A 17,291-nucleotide genomic window follows, 5' to 3' on the forward strand; every position below is an offset into this window, starting at 1 on the left:
TGATGGGCAGCATGTTAGGCCGGTTATTGCCGGGAGTGCTGCTAGCGTGGGCGTTGAGTGGCTGCCAGCCCTCTGACGAACCGCGTTCGCTGGTGTTTGCCGTGGCGCAGGCGCCGGTGAACCTTGATCCGCGTTATGCGACAGACGCAGCTTCCGAGCGTATCAATCGCTTGCTTTACCAGCGCCTGGTAGAGTTTGATAGCCGCTCGCGCGAAGTGCCTGGGCTGGCGACCTGGCAAATGCGCGATGCGACGCATTACCGCTTCCAGTTATCTCAGCCTGCCACATTCCACGATGGCCAGCCGCTGACGGCTGCGGATGTGAAAGCGACTTACGATAGCCTGTTGCAACTCAAGGACTCACCGCACACGGCGGAATTCAAGCATATCCAGCAGATTACAACGCTGGATGCTAACACCATCGATTTTGAACTTAGCCGCCCGGATCCGCACTTTGCTGCGCGTTTGATGGTTGGTATTTTGCCCGCACGGCTGATTGCGGCCGGACATGACTTTGGCCATGCGCCGGTAGGGAGCGGGCCGTTTAAACTGGATCAGTGGCAGTCAGCATTGCAGTTGCAGCGGTTAAGTGATGGCCTCAAAGTGCGTTTTGACGAAGTGAAAGACCCCAATGTGCGGGTACTTAAACTCAAACGCGGTGAAGCTGATTTGATTCAGGGAGATTTGCCGCCTGAACTGGTTAAATATCTGCAAAAACAGCCTAATATCACGGTGAAAACCGGGGTAGGTGCCAATTATTCTTATCTAGGTTTGAATGTACAGGCCGATTTTCTGCGCGATGCACGCGTCAGGCGCGCGATTGCCTACGCGATTGATACCCAGGCGATTATTGATAAAGTCATGGTCAGCCATAGCCGCCAGGCCAGTGCCATCTTGCCGCCCGAGCATTATGCTGGCAATGTGGCCTTGCAGCCTTATCCTTATCAACCGGCACTGGCCAGGCAATTATTGCAATCTGCAGGTATTAAGTTGCCACTGACGCTGACTTATAAAACCAGCACCGATCCGCAGCGTGTGCGGCTAGCGACGATTTTGCAGGCGCAAATGCAGGAGGCGGGCATAGACCTGCAAATCAAGAGCCTGGATTGGGGCACTTTTTTTGCCGATGTGCAAAAAGGTAATTTTCAGCTGTATGGCCTGACCTGGGTTGGCATTAAAACACCGGAGATTTACAGTCAGGTATTTGCTTCTAATAGCTTGCCGCCACAGGGCTTCAACCGTGGCCGCTATCAGGATGGCGTGCTGGATCAATTGTTGGAAAAAGAGGATTGGCCAGCGGTGACGCAGCGCATTCATAGTCAATTGCCAGTGATCCCGCTATGGTATGAAGGGCAGTTTGTCGCCTACCGCAATACCATTGCGGCTTACCAGCCCATGCCAGACGGCAATCTGGACGGTCTGGCACACGTGGTTTTTAAAGCGGCTAAAGACTAGTGCTTATTGGGGTGACGGATCACGGATTGACGCCAAACCAGTGACCGATCAGCGCCGTGGCCGCCATGGCGAGTGCACCCCAAACGACGACACGACTGACACTTTTCACGATGCTGGCGCCGCCAGTGCGCGCAGCGACAATCCCCAGCAAGGCTAAAAATGGCAGGGTGCTTACCGTTAACCAGGTTTGTGCTTGCGTATGCGGTGCCAGCCAGGCGGTGATGAGTGGCAAGATGGCGCCACTGGCAAAGGCCAGCGCCGAGGCTAGCGCGGCCTGCAATGGCTGCGCCTGGTTGATGTCATGCAAGCCCAGCTCATCACGTGCATGCGCGGCCAGTGAGTCATGTGTTGATAGCGCTTGTGCCACTTGTTTAGCCAGCTCGGGAGATAAGCCGCGCTGGATATAAATACCAGTCAGCTCACGTAATTCGCTTTCCGGGTTTTCCTTGAGCTCTTCGGCTTCACGGGCGAGGTCTGCCTGTTCGATATCCGTTTGTGAACTCACTGATACATATTCGCCTGCAGCCATGGAAAGCGCACCTGCCACCAGCCCGGCGACACCGGTCATGAGCAAGGCCTGGTGCGTGGCACCGGCGGCGGCTACGCCCATCAACAGGCTGGCGGTAGAAATAATGCCATCGTTGGCGCCCAGCACAGCCGCGCGCAGCCAGCCGCTGCGTTGTAAAAAGTGTAATTCGTGATGTGCCATGCGATTGCCCTGAGTCTAGCGATGAATAAAATAATTAAGCGAGTGAATCGGATTTTAATGGAATTTTTATTGCCAGAGACCGTGTTGCATCAAATCTCCGTCTATCACGGGCAAATCGCTTAGAATAATGGTTATGCATATTGAAATTTCTATCCCGGCGCAAACGCTGACGGTGTTTGACGACAATGGCGGACAAGTGACGCGTTATGCCGTGTCTACGGCGGCCAATGGCGTAGGTTGCGTCAAAAACAGTGGTTGTACACCGCTGGGAGCGCATATTATTCGTGCCAAAATCGGTGGCGGGGCAGCTGAAAATACCGTGTTTGTTGGGCGCCGCCCGACCGGGGAAATATTTACCCCGGCACTAAAAGAGCAATTTCCTGACCGCGACTGGATTTTAACCCGCATTCTTTGGTTGAGCGGTACTGAGCCGGGCAAAAACCGCTTGGGTAATGTCGATACCATGCAACGCTATATCTATATCCACGGCACGCCGGATGCGACTGTGCTGGGTGTGCCCGGTTCTCATGGCTGCGTACGCATGCGCAATGCGGACCTGATCGAATTGTTCGAGCAGGTGCCCGTCGGTACCACCGTTAACATTTGCGAGGCGGATGATTAAGCGCTTTGCCACACTATTGCCGGTGGTCTTCGGGGTGCTATGCCTGACCTTCGCCTTGCTGCATCTGGTGCCGGGCGACCCGGTGGATGTCATGCTGGGTGAGTCTGCCAGTGCTGCTGACCGCACCGCACTTAAAGCGCAACTGGGGCTGGATCAGCCTGTGCTGGTGCAATTCGGCCAGTATGTGATGCATCTGCTGCAAGGGGATTTTGGTGCCTCTATCCATACACAAACCCCGATCTCGCAACTATTATGGCAAGCCTATCCAGCCACGTTATTACTGGCCGTGGTTGCATTAGCGATAGGGCTGTCTATCGGTATTCCATTGGGCATCTGGTCTGCGCTCAAGGCCGGGCAGTGGCAGGATGTGATGATCACCATGTTGAGTATCCGCCTGGCGGCGATGCCTGCGTTCTGGCTGGGGCCAGTGTTGATGCTGGTATTTGCGGTTTGGCTAGGCTGGTTGCCTGTGAGTGGCATGGCGAACACTGCCAGCATTGTGTTGCCAGCGATGACACTGGGACTGGGCTTAAGCGCCATTTTGACGCGCATGACCCGTACCAGCTTGCTCGAAGTATTGAATGAGGATTACATCCGTACTGCCCGTGCCAAAGGCTTGAGTGAGCGGCAGGTGTTATTGAAACACGCTTTACGTGCAGCCTTGTTGCCATTGGTCACCATTGTTGGTTTGCAAATGGGTAGCTTACTGGCCGGCGCCGTGATTACCGAAACCATTTTTAGCTGGAACGGCATCGGCCGCTTGCTGGTAGATAGCATAGAAAAACGCGATTACCCGGTCACGCAGGCCTGTGTGCTGGTGGTGGCGTTTAGTTATGTGCTGATCAATCAGCTGACAGATGTGGTTTATCGCTGGCTGGATCCGCGCACGCGAGGCGCAGCATGAAAGCCTTTTCGTTGCTGACTTTGAGCTTTTGGCTACTTGCCGTGCTGCTGGGGCATGCGATTGGTTTGAATCCCAACCAGATTGACCTTAACGCCATTCTGCAATGGCCGAGTCTGCAACATTGGCTAGGCACAGACGATTTGGGGCGCGATATTCTGGCGCGCGTTATTCGCGGGGTAGAGGTTTCTTTTCTGGTTACTGTGGTTGTCACTGCCGTGACGATGACGGTTGGCCTGAGCATCGGCCTGGTGGCCGGGTATAAAGGCGGCAGGATGGATGCCGTACTGATGCAATTGACCAATATTTTTCTGGCGTTCCCAGGAATGTTACTGGCGATTGCGTTTGCGGCGGTGCTGGGCGCGGGGATTAACAACCTGATTCTTGCGCTGTGCCTGACCGGCTGGGTGACCTACGCCAGGTTATCGCGCGGCCAGTCACTGGCATTGCGTCAGCGCTTGCATGTATTGGCGGCAGAGTCCTTAGGCGCCAGCAGCTTGCGGGTGATGTCATTACATATTTTTCCGCTACTGATATCAATCTTGCTGGTAGAGGCCGCTTACAGTATGGCTAGCGTGATGATTGCCGAGGCGTCATTGTCGTTTCTTGGCTTGGGAATACAGGCGCCCAATGCCTCCTGGGGCGCCATGCTGCGTGATGCCGTGCGTTTTATGCTGGTGGCACCACACTATGTGCTCACTGTCGGCGTGTGCATGATGAGCCTGATCCTGGCCATTAACCTGGGCGGCGATGTATTGCGTGACAAACTGGATGTGCGCAGCGAGGGCTAGATGATTGGAAAAGGTCATTCATGAGAAAACAGTATCGTTACTATGACCTGATCATGGCGGCGTTTGCCGTGGTGCTGGTCTGTTCCAATCTCATCGGCCCTGGCAAAATTACCGAGGTTCATGTGCCCTTACTGGGGGCGCTGACGTTTGGCGCCGGCATTATGTTTTTCCCGATCAGTTTTATTTTTGGTGACATCCTGACCGAAGTATACGGTTATGCTGCCTCGCGCCGCGTAATCTGGACCGGGTTTATCTGCCTGGCCTTTGCCAGCCTCATGGCATGGGTGATCGTAGCGCTGCCACCGGCGCCAGAATGGCACGACCAGGCGGCCTATCAATCGGTGTTCGGCTCCACGGCGCGCATTGCCATTGCCTCGCTGGTATCGTTTGTGGCTGGCGAGTTCGTCAATTCGTTTGTGCTGGCCAAAATGAAAATCCTGACCCAGGGCCGCTGGCTATGGAGCCGCACCATAGGCTCGACCATCTTCGGTGAAGCAGTCGACACTATCCTGTTTTTCCCGCTGGCGTTTTATGGTTCTGGCGAATTCCCCGATGCCATGATGCCGCAAATCGTGCTGGCACAATTCACGGCCAAAGTGCTGGTAGAAGTCGCGTTTACGCCAGTCACCTACAAAATAGTCGCATTTCTCAAACGCGCAGAAAATGAAGATTATTACGATACCCATACCGACTTTAGTCCGTTTAAGCTTTAAACTGGCCACATTTAATAACTTCTCATTATCGGAACCCCATTGAACCTGATTAACTGGTACGAACAAAAAAAGACGCAAGCCGCCGACTGGCAATCTGAAGCAGGGAACCCGCCGCCGAAAGCGGTGGTGATCGCGGACGATACCACTAAGGCGGATGAGGCGTACCGCCTGGCTTGTGAGGGCACTGCATTGCTCTATCGCGGTGACTTTCAAAATGCCAAACAATTGTTGCAGGCCATTACGCGCCGCGTCGACCGCAAACCGGTTAAACCTGCGGCGACCATGCTCGAAGCCTTTCACCAGCATCGCGCGCGCCAGATTGGCCGTGCCAATATCACCAACAAAGTATTGATTGAACTCAAGTATGGGGTTTGCGATTTACCTCGCGCCCCTGATGTGAAAGCTGCAGTGCAAGGCGCGTTGATTGTGGACGAAAAAACCGACAAACTGCCCGCAAGGCTGGTGCTTTCATTGCGTGAGTTGCTGGGCATGGTGGGCGCGCATGAATGGCGTAAAAAAGGCGTGCAGATTCATGCGCTCAATGCCAGTATCCACGCTTATTACGGGGTGTATTCCCCTGTGCGTGGTGAGTATCTTGATCTCATAGATCAGGCCCCTCTTAACAGCCCGCAAGTGGCCTGGGATATCGGTACTGGCACCGGGGTGATTGCGGCCATTTTGGTGGCACGCGGTGTGAAACAGGTGCTTGCCACAGACAATAATCCACGCGCATTAGCGTGTGCTGCAGAGAATGTGCAACGCTTGAATATGCAAACCAATATTCAGGTCCTGCCAGCAGATTTGTTCCCGGAAGGGCAAGCCGATCTGATCGTCTGTAACCCACCCTGGTTGCCCGCGAAAGCCAATGCGCCGATTGAGCATGCGGTGTATGACCCGGATAGTCGTATGCTGAAAGGGTTTTTAAGTGGTTTGAAAACGCATTTAACCGCCAATGGTGAAGCATGGCTGGTGATGTCGGATTTAGCCGAGCATATTGGCTTGCGTCAGCCTGAGGCATTGGCCACGTGGATCAATGAGGCGGGTTTGCAGGTTGTTGAAAAACTGGATATTGCGCCTAAACATGCCAAAGCCAGTGATCAGTCCGACCCTTTGTATGAGGCGCGTGCCAAAGAAATCACCAGTCTTTATCGATTAAAATGTGCTTGAAATTTGAACAATAGGAATATGTTATGTCTTTAGGTCCCGTCATGCTGGATGTGGTTGGCAAAGAGCTCACTGCCGATGACATCCGCCGTTTGCAACATCCGCTGGTAGGCGGGGTGATTTTGTTTGCGCGCAACTTTGAGAGTTGCGAGCAACTCAAGGCGCTGACGGCAAGCATCCATGCCGTGCGTCAGCCGCCGTTGTTAATTGCAGTCGATCATGAAGGTGGCCGGGTACAGCGCTTCCGGGAAGGCTTTAGCAAGATTCCGCCCATGCGTGAATTTGGCCATATCTGGGACAAAAATCCACGTAAGGCCAAAGAGCTGGCGGTGGAGGCTGGCTATGTGCTGGGCGCCGAGTTGCGTGCGCATGGTGTGGATTTCAGTTTTACGCCGGTGCTGGACATGGATTATGGTGACAGCCTGGTCATCGGCGACCGTGCGTTTCACCGCGACCCGCAAGCGATCAACGAGTTGGCGTTCAGTTTGATGCAAGGCTTGAAAAAAGCCGGTATGGCTGCAGTGGGCAAGCATTTTCCCGGTCATGGCTTTGTGGTGGCCGATTCGCATGTGAGCATCCCGGTCGATGAGCGCGAGTTTGACCAGATTGCGCAAAACGACATGCAACCCTTTGTACGCATGATAGACGAAGGCTTGCACGCAGTAATGCCTGCGCACGTGATCTACCCTAAAGTGGACGAGAAACCTGCCGGATTTTCACCGCGCTGGTTACAGAAAGTATTACGTGAGCGCCTGGGTTTTAATGGGGTGATTTTCAGTGATGACCTGAGCATGGAAGGCGCGACCGTCGCCGGTGATGTAACTGCGCGCACCTTGGCGGCGTTGAGTGCAGGTTGCGACATGGTCTTGCTATGTAACCGCCCTGATTTGGCAGATGAATTACTGGCAAACCTGGACTGGAAAATCTCGGCACAAAGTATTGCACGCCTGGCGCGCATGCATGGCGGGCACCATCCGCAGGACATGGTTGGGTTGCGTGAATCTGCTTATTATGTGGATGCGATAAAAAGGGTGGCTATGGTTGGTCAAAAAGAGTCTGATTTGTTTGCCTGAATCAACGGTGATGCGCTAAGCTAGTCTATTATTGATAGCAATTTAATAACTGTGTAAGCAACGGTATCGATTATGAAATGGATTATTCTCGGGATATTCTTATCCTCGGTCAGTTATGTTCACTTTCGCGGTAAAGTGCGGCATCGTTTTTACCGCCAGGTGTTTGACCACTCAGGCATCGTGTCACCGTTTAATGTGTTTTTATACCTGTTCTCAAAAGCACCGACCACGCCTTATTTGTCGGTGAATGAATTCCCTGAGTTGAAGTTAATCACCGACCGCTGGCAGGAAATTCGTGAAGAAGCTTTGCACGTGCGTGAACAAGAGCGCATTGCGGCAGCACAAACCAATAACGACGCCGGTTTTAACTCGTTTTTTAAAACCGGCTGGAAGCGTTTCTACCTTAAATGGTATGACGCACATCATCCTTCTGCCAGCATTTATTGCCCGAAAACAGTGGCTTTGTTGCAAAGTATTCCCAGCGTGAAAGCGGCCATGTTTGCCGAGTTGCCGCCGGGCGCGCACTTACGCCCGCATCGCGACCCATATGCGGGTTCTTTGCGTTTTCATTTGGGCTTGGCGACGCCTAATGATGACCAGTGTTTTATCCGTGTCGATGGTGAAGACTATAGCTGGCGCGATGGCCAGGCGGTGATGTTTGACGAAACCTATATCCATGAAGCGTATAACAAGACCGACGAAACGCGTGTGATTCTGTTCTGCGATATTGAGCGCCCCATGCGCTATGGCTGGGCACAGGCAATCAATCGTTTCCTGGCGAATACTATTGTCACTGCCGCTAGTTCACCGAACGAAGCAGGGGACCAAACTGGCGTGATTAACCGTTTGTTCCACTATGCCTGGGTCGTTGGGCAATATCGCCGTCGTTTTAAAAAGTGGAATAAAAATGTCTATCAAATCACACGTATCATTTTGATTGCATTGGTTTGTTACGCGATCTGGAAGCTGTAGCTAACAGATATCTTCACACAAATGTCATGATTAAAACTTGAAACTTTGTGCGTTTGCCATTATCTTAATCCTAAGTAAGTTTTAAAAAAGTTTTATTGAGAGGAAAAAACACTATGTCAGATATGCAAGTTTTAGGTCGTGAGAGTAATGTATCCGCGGCGCAAAATCGCGTGCTGCGTAATACATATGCTTTGCTCGGCTTGAGCATGGTGCCGACGGTGATTGGTGCTTATGTCGGCATGCAAATGAATTTTGGCTTTATGGCCGCGCATCCGTTCATGTTTGCCATTGGTTTTATGGCCGTGATGTTTGGTATGTTCAAACTGATCGCTGTGAACCAGAACAGTGGTGTAGGCGTCTGGTTGTTGTTGGCCATGACCTTTGTTTTCGGCGTGATGTTAGGCCCGATTCTGCAATTTGCACTGCATTTGCGTAACGGTGCCGAGATCGTTGGTTTGGCTGCTGCCGGTACGGGGATTACTTTCCTGAGTCTGGCTGCCATCGGTTCTTCACCTGCGCGTGATTTCAGCGGCATGGGCAAGTTCCTCATGATCGGCCTGATCCTGGCGATTGTGGCTGGTTTGGCTAATATGTTCTTCCAGATTCCTGCTTTGTCACTGGCTATTTCTGGTGTATCCGTACTGATTTTCTCAGGCTACATTTTGTATGACGTCAACCAGATCGTACGTGGCGGCCAAACCAACTATGTGATGGCAACCCTGAATCTGTATCTGGATATCTACAACCTGTTTGTTAACTTGTTGAATATTCTACTGGCTTTGCTGGGCAACCGCGATTAAGCATAGATTCAGATTCAAATAAAAAACCCGCCAGTTGGCGGGTTTTTTATTAGCCCATTTGGGGTATTGCATTAAATACATATCAGGCATACAGTTGTCGTTCTAATTTTTACAACGGTTGAGAAGGGGGATGTATGTCAGTAGTAACAAAAACTTTGTGTGCGGTTGCTGTGTGTGGCGCATTATCAGCACCTGCTCAGTCCGCAGTGATTTTTTCAGATAATTTTGATAGTTATACCGCTGGTTTAAATGTGACTGATTTTGCTGGTAACTGGACCGTGACCAACGGCACAGTCGATGTAATTGGTAATGGCTATTTTGATTTCTACCCTGGTAACGGCTTATATATCGATTTGGACGGCAGTACAAGTGACGCCGGTGACTTTAGCTCCAAAGCCCTGAATGTGGCTGCCGGGACGTATACACTGGAGTTCGTCTTGTCCGGCAGTACACGTGGTGAGTCAAATACAGTAGACGTCAGTTTTGGTAGCTATAACGAAACCTTTAACCTGACTTCTGATGCGCCAGTCACTATTTATACACGTACTGTGAACTTTGCTTCTAACTCATTAGCCTCGGTCGTATTTAAAAATGGTGGTGGTGACAACATGGGGGCATTGCTATTGAATGTCTCAGTCGCCTCAGTGCCTGAAGCCGAAACGGCTGCCATGATGCTCGCTGGTTTAGGCATTATGGGTTCTATTGTGCGCCGCAGAAAATCTACTTAAGCAATAAACTGGTTGTTATGAAACAAAAGCCCGCTTAATGCGGGCTTTTTTTTATTTGCGCGATGTTTATTGCGTAGCAAATGGTTTGCTCTGTATGGTTTATTGCAGCCAAAGCGGCTGCCTGCAACCGTTAAAAGTGGTTGTAAAGATTGATTAAATCGTAACTGGTTGATTATATTGATCTAATTATCTTGATTGAGATGGTTTGATTTTTGCAGTCTTCCCCTGTGGAGGGGAAGTATGTTAAATAAAAAAATAAAATCAGTGTTGTTTCTTGCAACCTATTCTTGTGTATCAATGGCGGCAGATGGTGGCGATGATGCTGCCAGTAACGAGCAGAAGAGCGCAGATTCTCAACGTGCGATACAGCTTGATGAAGTCGTGGTTAAAGCGAAGCGGCGTAGTGTCATTACGCCATTGCCTGGTCTGGTGATTGATAAAGAAAAAATGACCACCAATGTGCAAAGCATTAGTGGTAAAGAAATCGCGGATTCAAAGTCAATCAATATCACTGACTTAATGAATAACTCAATGCAATCGGTCACCATCAATGATTATGCCGGGAATCCATTTCAGCAGGATCTGAACTTTCGTGGTTTTACCGCCTCGCCACAGATCGGCACCCCGCAAGGGATTTCTGTTTACCTGGATGGTGTGCGTGTCAACGAGGCCTTTGGTGAAGTTGTGAATTGGGATTTTATTCCCATGAACGCTATCGCCAGCCTTGATATGATTCCTGGCTCTAATCCGATGTTTGGCCTTAATACGCTAGGTGGTGCCTTGGCGCTTACTACCAAGAACGGGTTTACGCACAACCAGGCGCACGCTGAGGTGATGGGTGGCGCCTGGGGGCGTGAACAAATGCAATTCTCCAATGGTTTTAATAATGGCAGGCTTGGCCTGTTTGTGGCCTATAACCATTTCAAGGAGGATGGCTGGCGTGATAACTCGCCTTCTAATGTTCGCCAACTATTTACCAGTGCCACGATGCGTAGTGATTATGGCGAGCTCAATTTTACTGCCTTGAATGTGGACACGGCCTTGACTGGCAATGGTGTGGTGCCATACGAAATGTATGAGCAGGATAGAAAAGCCGTATTCACCTCACCGGATGAAAACAAGAATGGGTTGGAACACTACAACCTCACTGGTCGCTTTGACCTGAACGATAACCTGAGTTTTTCTGGTTTGGCGTATAAACGTAGCGTTAAGCAAAAAGCAATTGGGGGAGATTTTTATGACGACTTTCCTCAATTATCAGAACGTGCCGGTGTGAATTGTCCTGACGGCAGTCTGCCTGATGGTTCATCTACAACCTCATCCTCGCCTGGCTCCGGATGTGCGGGGCTCATCCCGAATGGTGTCTTCAGCTTGTCTGACCTGAAGCAGGGTGGCGAGGGATTAGCTTTTCAGATGAATTTTGTGACTGACAAGCACGAGTTGACCGCAGGCATCACCTATGACACCAATGATGTCAATTTCATGCAGGCGGAAATGTTTGCTGATATCGGCGCTGATCGTGAGCTGGTTCAGAACCCCAGTTATTACACGGATCTTGGGTTGGTAGCTGCGAAGTATCCAATCATTCGAAATAAACTGACCGGCAGTAGTACGACCAAAAGCATGTTTGTCAGTGATACCTGGTCACCCAGAGATGACTTGCATATCACGCTAGGGGCCAGGTTTAACCATACCCGTGTGAAAAATGATTTGCGCTCAGAGCGCGGCTTGAGCCTATATCAATTTGAGGATAATGGGTCAGGTACCTATTTCGATCCGACTCGAGAGCGTTGTGTGGTCGACTTAACAGACACCTCTGACAACGGAAAATACATATGTTCCAAAGGGGATTATATGTACCGTAGTTTCAATCCTTCGTTTGGCCTCACCTGGGAGATTAAGCCTAATCTGGTGGCTTATGGCAATGTGAGTCGCGGCTCCCGTACACCTTCCGTCATTGAGTTGGGATGTGCGATTGACAGGACGCAGATTGAAAACAATCGAAATTATCAATTTGGTTGCGCGATACCGACTTCCCTCACGGCTGACCCTTATCTCAAGCAAGTCCGCTCCACCTCTTATGAGGCGGGTACTCGAGGCATCTCGACCAGTTTTCTTGGTAGCGAAAATTTAAACTGGAATTTAAGTTTCTTCCGCACAGAGCTCACCAATGACATTTTGTTTGTGCCACTTGGCCGTAAAAACCGTGGTGTGTTTGATAACTTTGGCCAGACTTTGCGGCAGGGCATTGAAAGTAGCATTGCAGGCAAATGGGGCGATCACCGGCTGAGCCTTAATTACACCTGGATGCGGGCGACGTTTGAGTCACCTTCCACCATTATTAACCCGAATAACAGTAGTAACGTCTTAGACAGCGTACAAAACCAGAATTACGTCTATATCAGGCCGGGCGACCAGTTGCCCGGCATGCCTAATCACATTGTGCAAGCAAGCTGGAATTACGCGGCGAATAAGAGGTTCGACGTCACACTCAATATGGTGATGCATTCGTCCTCTTTTGTGCGTGGCAATGAAAATAATAAGCATAAAAAACGAGATGCAACTGATCCATTTACCGACCCGTATGACTTTATCGGCGATGGCAGTATCCCAGGCTACGCGATCTTTAATCTTCGTGCCAATTACAAGTTTGATAACGGTTTTACCTTATTTGCACGCCTGGACAACGTGTTTGACCGTGAATATGCCACGGCGGGCAACCTTGGACGGACACCATTTACCCCTACGAGCGGTGGTGCAGCGAGTGATGCTGCGGGCTTTAACTACAACTCTGACCAGTGGAAGAACACCACCTTTATTGGACCGGGCGCGCCGCGCGCAGCATGGTTCGGTTTGAGTTATGACCTGGATTGGAAGCAGCGAAAAATGAAACTGGATTAAGCCTGGTTGTAAGTAACCATGTGGTTGTATGGGTGGTTTATTAAAACCTGAATTCAGTGGTTTTAATTGTAATGCGTGTGGCTTGATACAGATGCTTGCATGGATTGAATGGTAGGTGATTTTTTTATAAGTGGTTGAAAAATAAATGCTTTGTGAGACTGTTTTATCTGTAATTGAGGTGGTTGGTGAAGTTGGTATGGCATTTGCAATGATGTTTAAAAAATAATTCATTTTTAATTCGAGGGTAGGTTATGGAGATTAAATATATTTCGGGCGTGGTTTCTGCACTGTTGACCGCTGGCTTGTTTTCCATGAATGCAAACGCTGCATTTGTGACGCTGCCAAGTGCGGCTGGACAGCCAGGCTGCGGTGTTGCCAGTGCGACAACCATTCGTTGTTCCGGTGCGGCAAATGTCTTGTCTGACAAGCTCTACATCGCGCCAGTGGTTCAGAGTGGCGTGTACAGTTTTCCTTCCACACTGTCACTGATCAGTAAGGTAGACACTAATTTTGCAAGTACGACAGACGCATTGTATGCCGGTACATTTAGTGATTACGTGTTTATGGACACTACCACCAATTCTGTGGTGATTGGCTCCCGTCTTTATTTTGGCCCGATTAATGGCCAGAGAAACTTGTCTGAGGCCAATGACATTTTTCGTTATGGCTACGAGGGTTTTAAAGTGGAAGCAGGCTGGACCCGCTTATCCAGTAGTGATTTGAGGGCCTATAGCGCGGCAATGAGTAATGTTGGCCTGAAGCAGGGTGCCGATGTGTATAACTCAAATGTGGTGGATTTCCGTACAGACGTGAATGCTTCTGAAGGCAATGCGCAATCTGGTTTGTATTTGATTCGCACGGATGCGACGGCTTTCAAGGTAATTGATAACGCGATCAAGATTCGTCAGGGCGGTGAAGAAGGCCAATCAGTTCTGTCGGTATCCCTGTCAGGCTATGCCCCAACCAAATTGGAAAGTGGTGTTGCGGCTGGTGAGACCGTCAAAATGTATGGTGGTAGCTATACAAGCAATATGAATGTCAGCGGGACGGCCACTGTTGAATACGGTAATGCGCAATTTGGTGGTTCAGTGGTTGCGACCAACGGCTCACACATTAATGCGAACACTGGTACAACCGCGACTTTCAATGGCGCATTTAACCAGCAAGTGGGCGCACTGTTAGGTGGTGGTGGCACTTTTGTGTTCAACGGCGGTTATTCTGCGGGTAATAGCCCTGGCTCAGTGACCGTGAATGGCGATGTGGTATTTGGCGCGAGCAACGAAGCCCTGTTTGAGATCGGCGGATTACTTCAAGGCACACAGTATGACCATCTGACTGTTAATGGCAATCTCACCTTTGGTGGCGTATTAAAACTTTCATTTATCAATGGTTACACCGGTAATGCGGGCGATACTTTTGACTTGTTTGATTTCACAAGTTCAACCGGTGCGTTTTCCAGTATTGCGGTTTTAAGTCCACTGGGATATGGCTTTGGTTATACCTATGACGCAGCTAGCGGTGTGTTGACAGTCATTCCAGTGCCAGAGCCAGAGAGTTATGTTTTGCTGGCACTAGGCTTGGGTGTGATTTCATTCGCTTCCCGCCGTAAAAAACAATAAAGCAACGCTGTGTCGCATGGCACAGCGCATTGCCATGAATATATGTTTATAAAATAAATCTTGAGGAGAATGCAATGAAGCTAAAGAGTGTTTTATTGGCAAGTGTGTTCGCGATTGCAGCGAATACCGCCAGTGCTGGTAATTTTCAGTCTTTAACCAATAATGTGGTTGAAGGGGATAACGATGCGTTCGTTGATTCCATGTTTATTTTGGCAACGAATGTCAGTTACCAGTCAGGCTATGGTGATACCACTGACTTTCAAAGTGGTGGCAGTGGCAACGTTGTACCAACGTCTTTAACCTATCGCGCGTTTCCGGCGTTTGATATTGATACTGAGCTGGCAACGGGTACCTTGACGCTGATCGACTGGCGAGTAACCACTGGTGTGGATTTGGCGCCAGGTTCTGCACAGGCTGACATTTATGACTTCGTGTTCAGAGACAGTGCTGACAACAGCCTGGTATTTGGTACGCGTTACCTGAATCGCGAAAACAATGGTGATGAAGCTAACTTCTTGTATCGCTATGGCTTTACCGGTTACAGCACCTCTGTGGCATGGACATTTCTGACTGATTCCGACTTGCGCCAATACACGGCTGTAAAAACAGACTCAACAGCAGGTGAAGGCCCGTTTGATTACGATGCAGATGTGGTTCGTCAGCAAGGTGACTTTAGTGTGGCAGAGGACAATCCGTGGTCTGGTTTATACCTGGTGAAGACCGATGCCACTTCTTACACCTTGGGTAAAGCAATTGGTTTTTATCAGTCTGGCGAAGAGGGTCAAAGTCCAGCAGGTGGATTTATTACTGGGTTTATCCCAACAGCAATCACCACGCCAGTACCAGAGCCAGAGAGCTATGCCATGTTGCTGGCTGGCTTGGGTGTTGCGGGCATCGTTTCACGTCGCCGTCATTCAAAGGCCGCTAAATAGCAGTCAATGATTATAAGTGCCATGAAAAAAGAGCGGGGAGCTTGCGCTACCCCGCCACTTAAAAACAACTTTTGTGAGGGAATCTTAATATGAAAACAGCAATTTGGAAACAAACTTTGGCGATCGCCGCCGTTACTTTCGCTGCGAATAGCGCTTATGCGGGCAATTTTACAACAGTCGTGAATACAGGCGAGCGTACAGCTGGTAGCACCTCCAATACATTGACCGATGCTTTTTACATTAGCAGCTTGCCAACGACATGGACACAGCTGGCATCAACCACATCAAGCGTACTTTCTCCAATTAACGGTAATGTGGTGGGTTCGTTTATTGATACAGTATGGTACGAGAGCGATACCAACTCCTACATCATTGGTTCTTACTTCAAACTGTTGAATAACACCAATGGCATTACTGAGATCAATTCTGTTGTGCGTACTGGCCTGTCTGATGTAGATACACTGTCTGCCGCATGGACTTCCGGCTCAGCAGTTTATGGTTCCGGTACAACTGGCTATCGCTTGCGCGATCCGGCACGTTCTGACTACGTTGCATCTTATGTTGCCGGTACCGCTCAGACTGGTGCCTATCAGGATTTGGATAAAGTGGCTATCCGCACTGACGTCAGCATTGGTGAAAACAATCCAAACTCCGGTTTGTATTTGTTGAAGTTTAGTGCCGAAGGCCTGACCTATCAGTGGACAGATAATGCTGTGCGTATCGTTCAGGGTGCTTCAGCTAATGAAGGTGGTCGTCAGTTTGCTGAAATGTGGCTGTCAGGTTACACCGTGACTCAAGTGCCAGAAGCTGAAACCTATGCTATGTTCATGGCTGGTTTGGGTTTGATGGGCGCGGTTGTTCGCCGTCGTAAATCTGCTTAATTGCGTTTAATTAAGTAGTGAAAACAAACCCGCCAATGGCGGGTTTGTTGTTTGTAAAGATGCTGTGTTCGGTAATGGATCAAACTTTTGATTTTTCCAGTCTGCGTTGCCTGAAAAAATCACTCAACAGCGCGCCACATTCTGCGGCCAGTACATCACTGCTCACTTGGCAATGGTGATTCAGTTTCTGTTCAGCCATGAGATTCACCACACTGCCGCAGCAGCCGGTTTTAGGATCGCTGGCGCCATACACTAACCGTGCGATACGGGCATGCTGGATGGCGCCGCTGCACATGGCACAGGGCTCCAGTGTGACGTAGAGTGTGCAGTCTACCAGGCGGTAATTGCTCAGGTGTTGGGCGGCCTCGCGCATAGCCTGGATTTCGGCATGTGCAGTCGGGTCGTTGAGGCTGATCGGGGCGTTACGGCCTTTGCCAATGATGATGCCATCTTTGACGACGATAGCACCGACCGGGACCTCTCCCAGAGCAGCAGCTTCGGCTGCCAGCATCATGGCCTGGCGCATAAAGTCTTCATCTTGCATGTGCTGGTTACCTGCTGCTGCTTTTATCGGCCAGGCGAATTAGGATGTACACCAGCCCCATAATAAAAGCACCTGCCAGCCAGATGCCGATTTCCTCATAGGTGGGTGTGGCATCTTGTACCGGTAGCACGATCAGTTTGCGCAAAAACATGACCAGTACGACTTCAATAAAAGTTTCTACCAGCAGTTTGTGGCCACGCAGATAGCGGATTTCAGCAGAAATCAGGGCCGAGATCGACCATAGCAACATCAGCGTGCCTAGCGCGCGCAAAAAGCCATGTACTAGGTTGTGGGCGTAGGCGGCTTCTTTGACGTCGAGAAAAAACAGCCAGGTGAACATGATGACTGAAGTCGCCAGCGCCAATCCAATAATGATATGCGCCAGTCCATTTAGCCAAAGCATGGCTTTAATGGCAATACGGTTAAGCGGTTCGAATTCTTCAGGCAGTTGTTCTTGTGACATATTGCGTCCATTTCATCATACATC

General features: G+C 50.1%; 17 protein-coding genes. 14 read left to right on the forward strand and 3 right to left on the reverse strand.

Going from position 1 to position 17,291, the window contains the following annotated elements; translation table 11 throughout:
- Window positions 1–11: 11 nt before the first annotated feature.
- Window positions 12–1,454 (forward strand): ABC transporter substrate-binding protein, encoded by a 1,443-nt coding sequence (locus tag B3355_RS01855; RefSeq protein WP_292779676.1) that lies wholly within the window; start codon window positions 12–14, stop codon window positions 1,452–1,454.
- Window positions 1,455–1,473: 19 nt separating this feature from the next.
- Here B3355_RS01855 and B3355_RS01860 read toward each other — a convergent pair whose 3' ends face one another.
- A complete protein-coding gene (locus tag B3355_RS01860) occupies window positions 1,474–2,163 on the reverse strand; it encodes a VIT1/CCC1 transporter family protein (RefSeq protein ID WP_292779678.1) in 690 nt (229 codons plus the stop codon).
- Window positions 2,164–2,296: 133 nt separating this feature from the next.
- Here B3355_RS01860 and B3355_RS01865 point away from each other — a divergent pair, with 133 nt between their 5' ends.
- The 13 genes from B3355_RS01865 to B3355_RS01925 all read left to right on the forward strand — a co-directional run bounded on the left by B3355_RS01865 (window position 2,297) and on the right by B3355_RS01925 (window position 16,260).
- Window positions 2,297–2,785, forward strand: coding sequence for a L,D-transpeptidase (locus B3355_RS01865; RefSeq protein WP_292779680.1), 489 nt, complete (start codon window positions 2,297–2,299; stop codon window positions 2,783–2,785).
- The gene (gene nikB, locus B3355_RS01870) at window positions 2,778–3,689 is read left to right on the forward strand and encodes a nickel ABC transporter permease (RefSeq protein WP_292779682.1); all 912 of its coding nucleotides are present in this window, start codon (window positions 2,778–2,780) and stop codon (window positions 3,687–3,689) included. Before B3355_RS01865 ends, nikB begins: the two co-directional genes overlap by 8 nt.
- Window positions 3,686–4,477: an ABC transporter permease gene (locus tag B3355_RS01875; RefSeq protein WP_019881789.1), complete on the forward strand. Its 792-nt coding sequence runs from the start codon at window positions 3,686–3,688 to the stop codon at window positions 4,475–4,477. The genes nikB and B3355_RS01875 overlap by 4 nt, the downstream gene beginning before the upstream one ends.
- Window positions 4,478–4,497: 20 nt before the next feature.
- On the forward strand, window positions 4,498–5,190 hold the full coding sequence (locus B3355_RS01880) for a queuosine precursor transporter (RefSeq protein WP_024929757.1): 693 nt from the start codon (window positions 4,498–4,500) through the stop codon (window positions 5,188–5,190).
- 39 nt (window positions 5,191–5,229) lie between these two features.
- Window positions 5,230–6,357: a class I SAM-dependent methyltransferase gene (locus tag B3355_RS01885; RefSeq protein WP_292779685.1), complete on the forward strand. Its 1,128-nt coding sequence runs from the start codon at window positions 5,230–5,232 to the stop codon at window positions 6,355–6,357.
- A 23-nt stretch (window positions 6,358–6,380) separates the two neighbouring features.
- The gene (nagZ, locus tag B3355_RS01890) at window positions 6,381–7,427 is read left to right on the forward strand and encodes a beta-N-acetylhexosaminidase (RefSeq protein WP_292779687.1); all 1,047 of its coding nucleotides are present in this window, start codon (window positions 6,381–6,383) and stop codon (window positions 7,425–7,427) included.
- 72 nt (window positions 7,428–7,499) lie between these two features.
- On the forward strand, window positions 7,500–8,399 hold the full coding sequence (gene lpxO / locus B3355_RS01895) for a lipid A hydroxylase LpxO (protein WP_292779689.1): 900 nt from the start codon (window positions 7,500–7,502) through the stop codon (window positions 8,397–8,399).
- A gap of 113 nt (window positions 8,400–8,512) precedes the next feature.
- A complete protein-coding gene (locus B3355_RS01900; protein WP_292779691.1) occupies window positions 8,513–9,199 on the forward strand; it encodes a Bax inhibitor-1 family protein in 687 nt (228 codons plus the stop codon).
- 134 nt (window positions 9,200–9,333) lie between these two features.
- Entirely contained in the window at window positions 9,334–9,927 is a 594-nt protein-coding gene (locus B3355_RS01905) for a PEP-CTERM sorting domain-containing protein (RefSeq protein WP_019881797.1), read from the forward strand.
- 297 nt (window positions 9,928–10,224) lie between these two features.
- The gene (locus tag B3355_RS01910; protein ID WP_292779694.1) at window positions 10,225–12,828 is read left to right on the forward strand and encodes a TonB-dependent receptor; all 2,604 of its coding nucleotides are present in this window, start codon (window positions 10,225–10,227) and stop codon (window positions 12,826–12,828) included.
- A gap of 251 nt (window positions 12,829–13,079) precedes the next feature.
- Window positions 13,080–14,447 (forward strand): PEP-CTERM sorting domain-containing protein, encoded by a 1,368-nt coding sequence (locus B3355_RS01915; protein WP_292779696.1) that lies wholly within the window; start codon window positions 13,080–13,082, stop codon window positions 14,445–14,447.
- A gap of 104 nt (window positions 14,448–14,551) precedes the next feature.
- The gene (locus B3355_RS01920) at window positions 14,552–15,379 is read left to right on the forward strand and encodes a PEP-CTERM sorting domain-containing protein (RefSeq protein WP_235273406.1); all 828 of its coding nucleotides are present in this window, start codon (window positions 14,552–14,554) and stop codon (window positions 15,377–15,379) included.
- Between the two features lie 89 nt (window positions 15,380–15,468).
- The gene (locus tag B3355_RS01925) at window positions 15,469–16,260 is read left to right on the forward strand and encodes a PEP-CTERM sorting domain-containing protein (RefSeq protein ID WP_292779698.1); all 792 of its coding nucleotides are present in this window, start codon (window positions 15,469–15,471) and stop codon (window positions 16,258–16,260) included.
- 79 nt (window positions 16,261–16,339) lie between these two features.
- Here the strand turns inward: B3355_RS01925 and tadA are convergent, their stop codons facing one another.
- Window positions 16,340–16,804 (reverse strand): tRNA adenosine(34) deaminase TadA, encoded by a 465-nt coding sequence (gene tadA / locus B3355_RS01930; protein WP_292779700.1) that lies wholly within the window; start codon window positions 16,802–16,804, stop codon window positions 16,340–16,342.
- 7 nt (window positions 16,805–16,811) lie between these two features.
- Window positions 16,812–17,267 carry a phosphate-starvation-inducible PsiE family protein gene (locus tag B3355_RS01935; protein WP_019881802.1) on the reverse strand — a complete coding sequence of 152 codons (456 nt, stop codon included), beginning with the start codon at window positions 17,265–17,267 and terminating at the stop codon, window positions 16,812–16,814.
- Between the last annotated feature and the right edge of the window lie 24 nt (window positions 17,268–17,291).

Origin of the sequence: Methylophilus sp. UBA6697, assembly GCF_002454655.1 — a bacterium.
Classification (GTDB): domain Bacteria; phylum Pseudomonadota; class Gammaproteobacteria; order Burkholderiales; family Methylophilaceae; genus Methylophilus.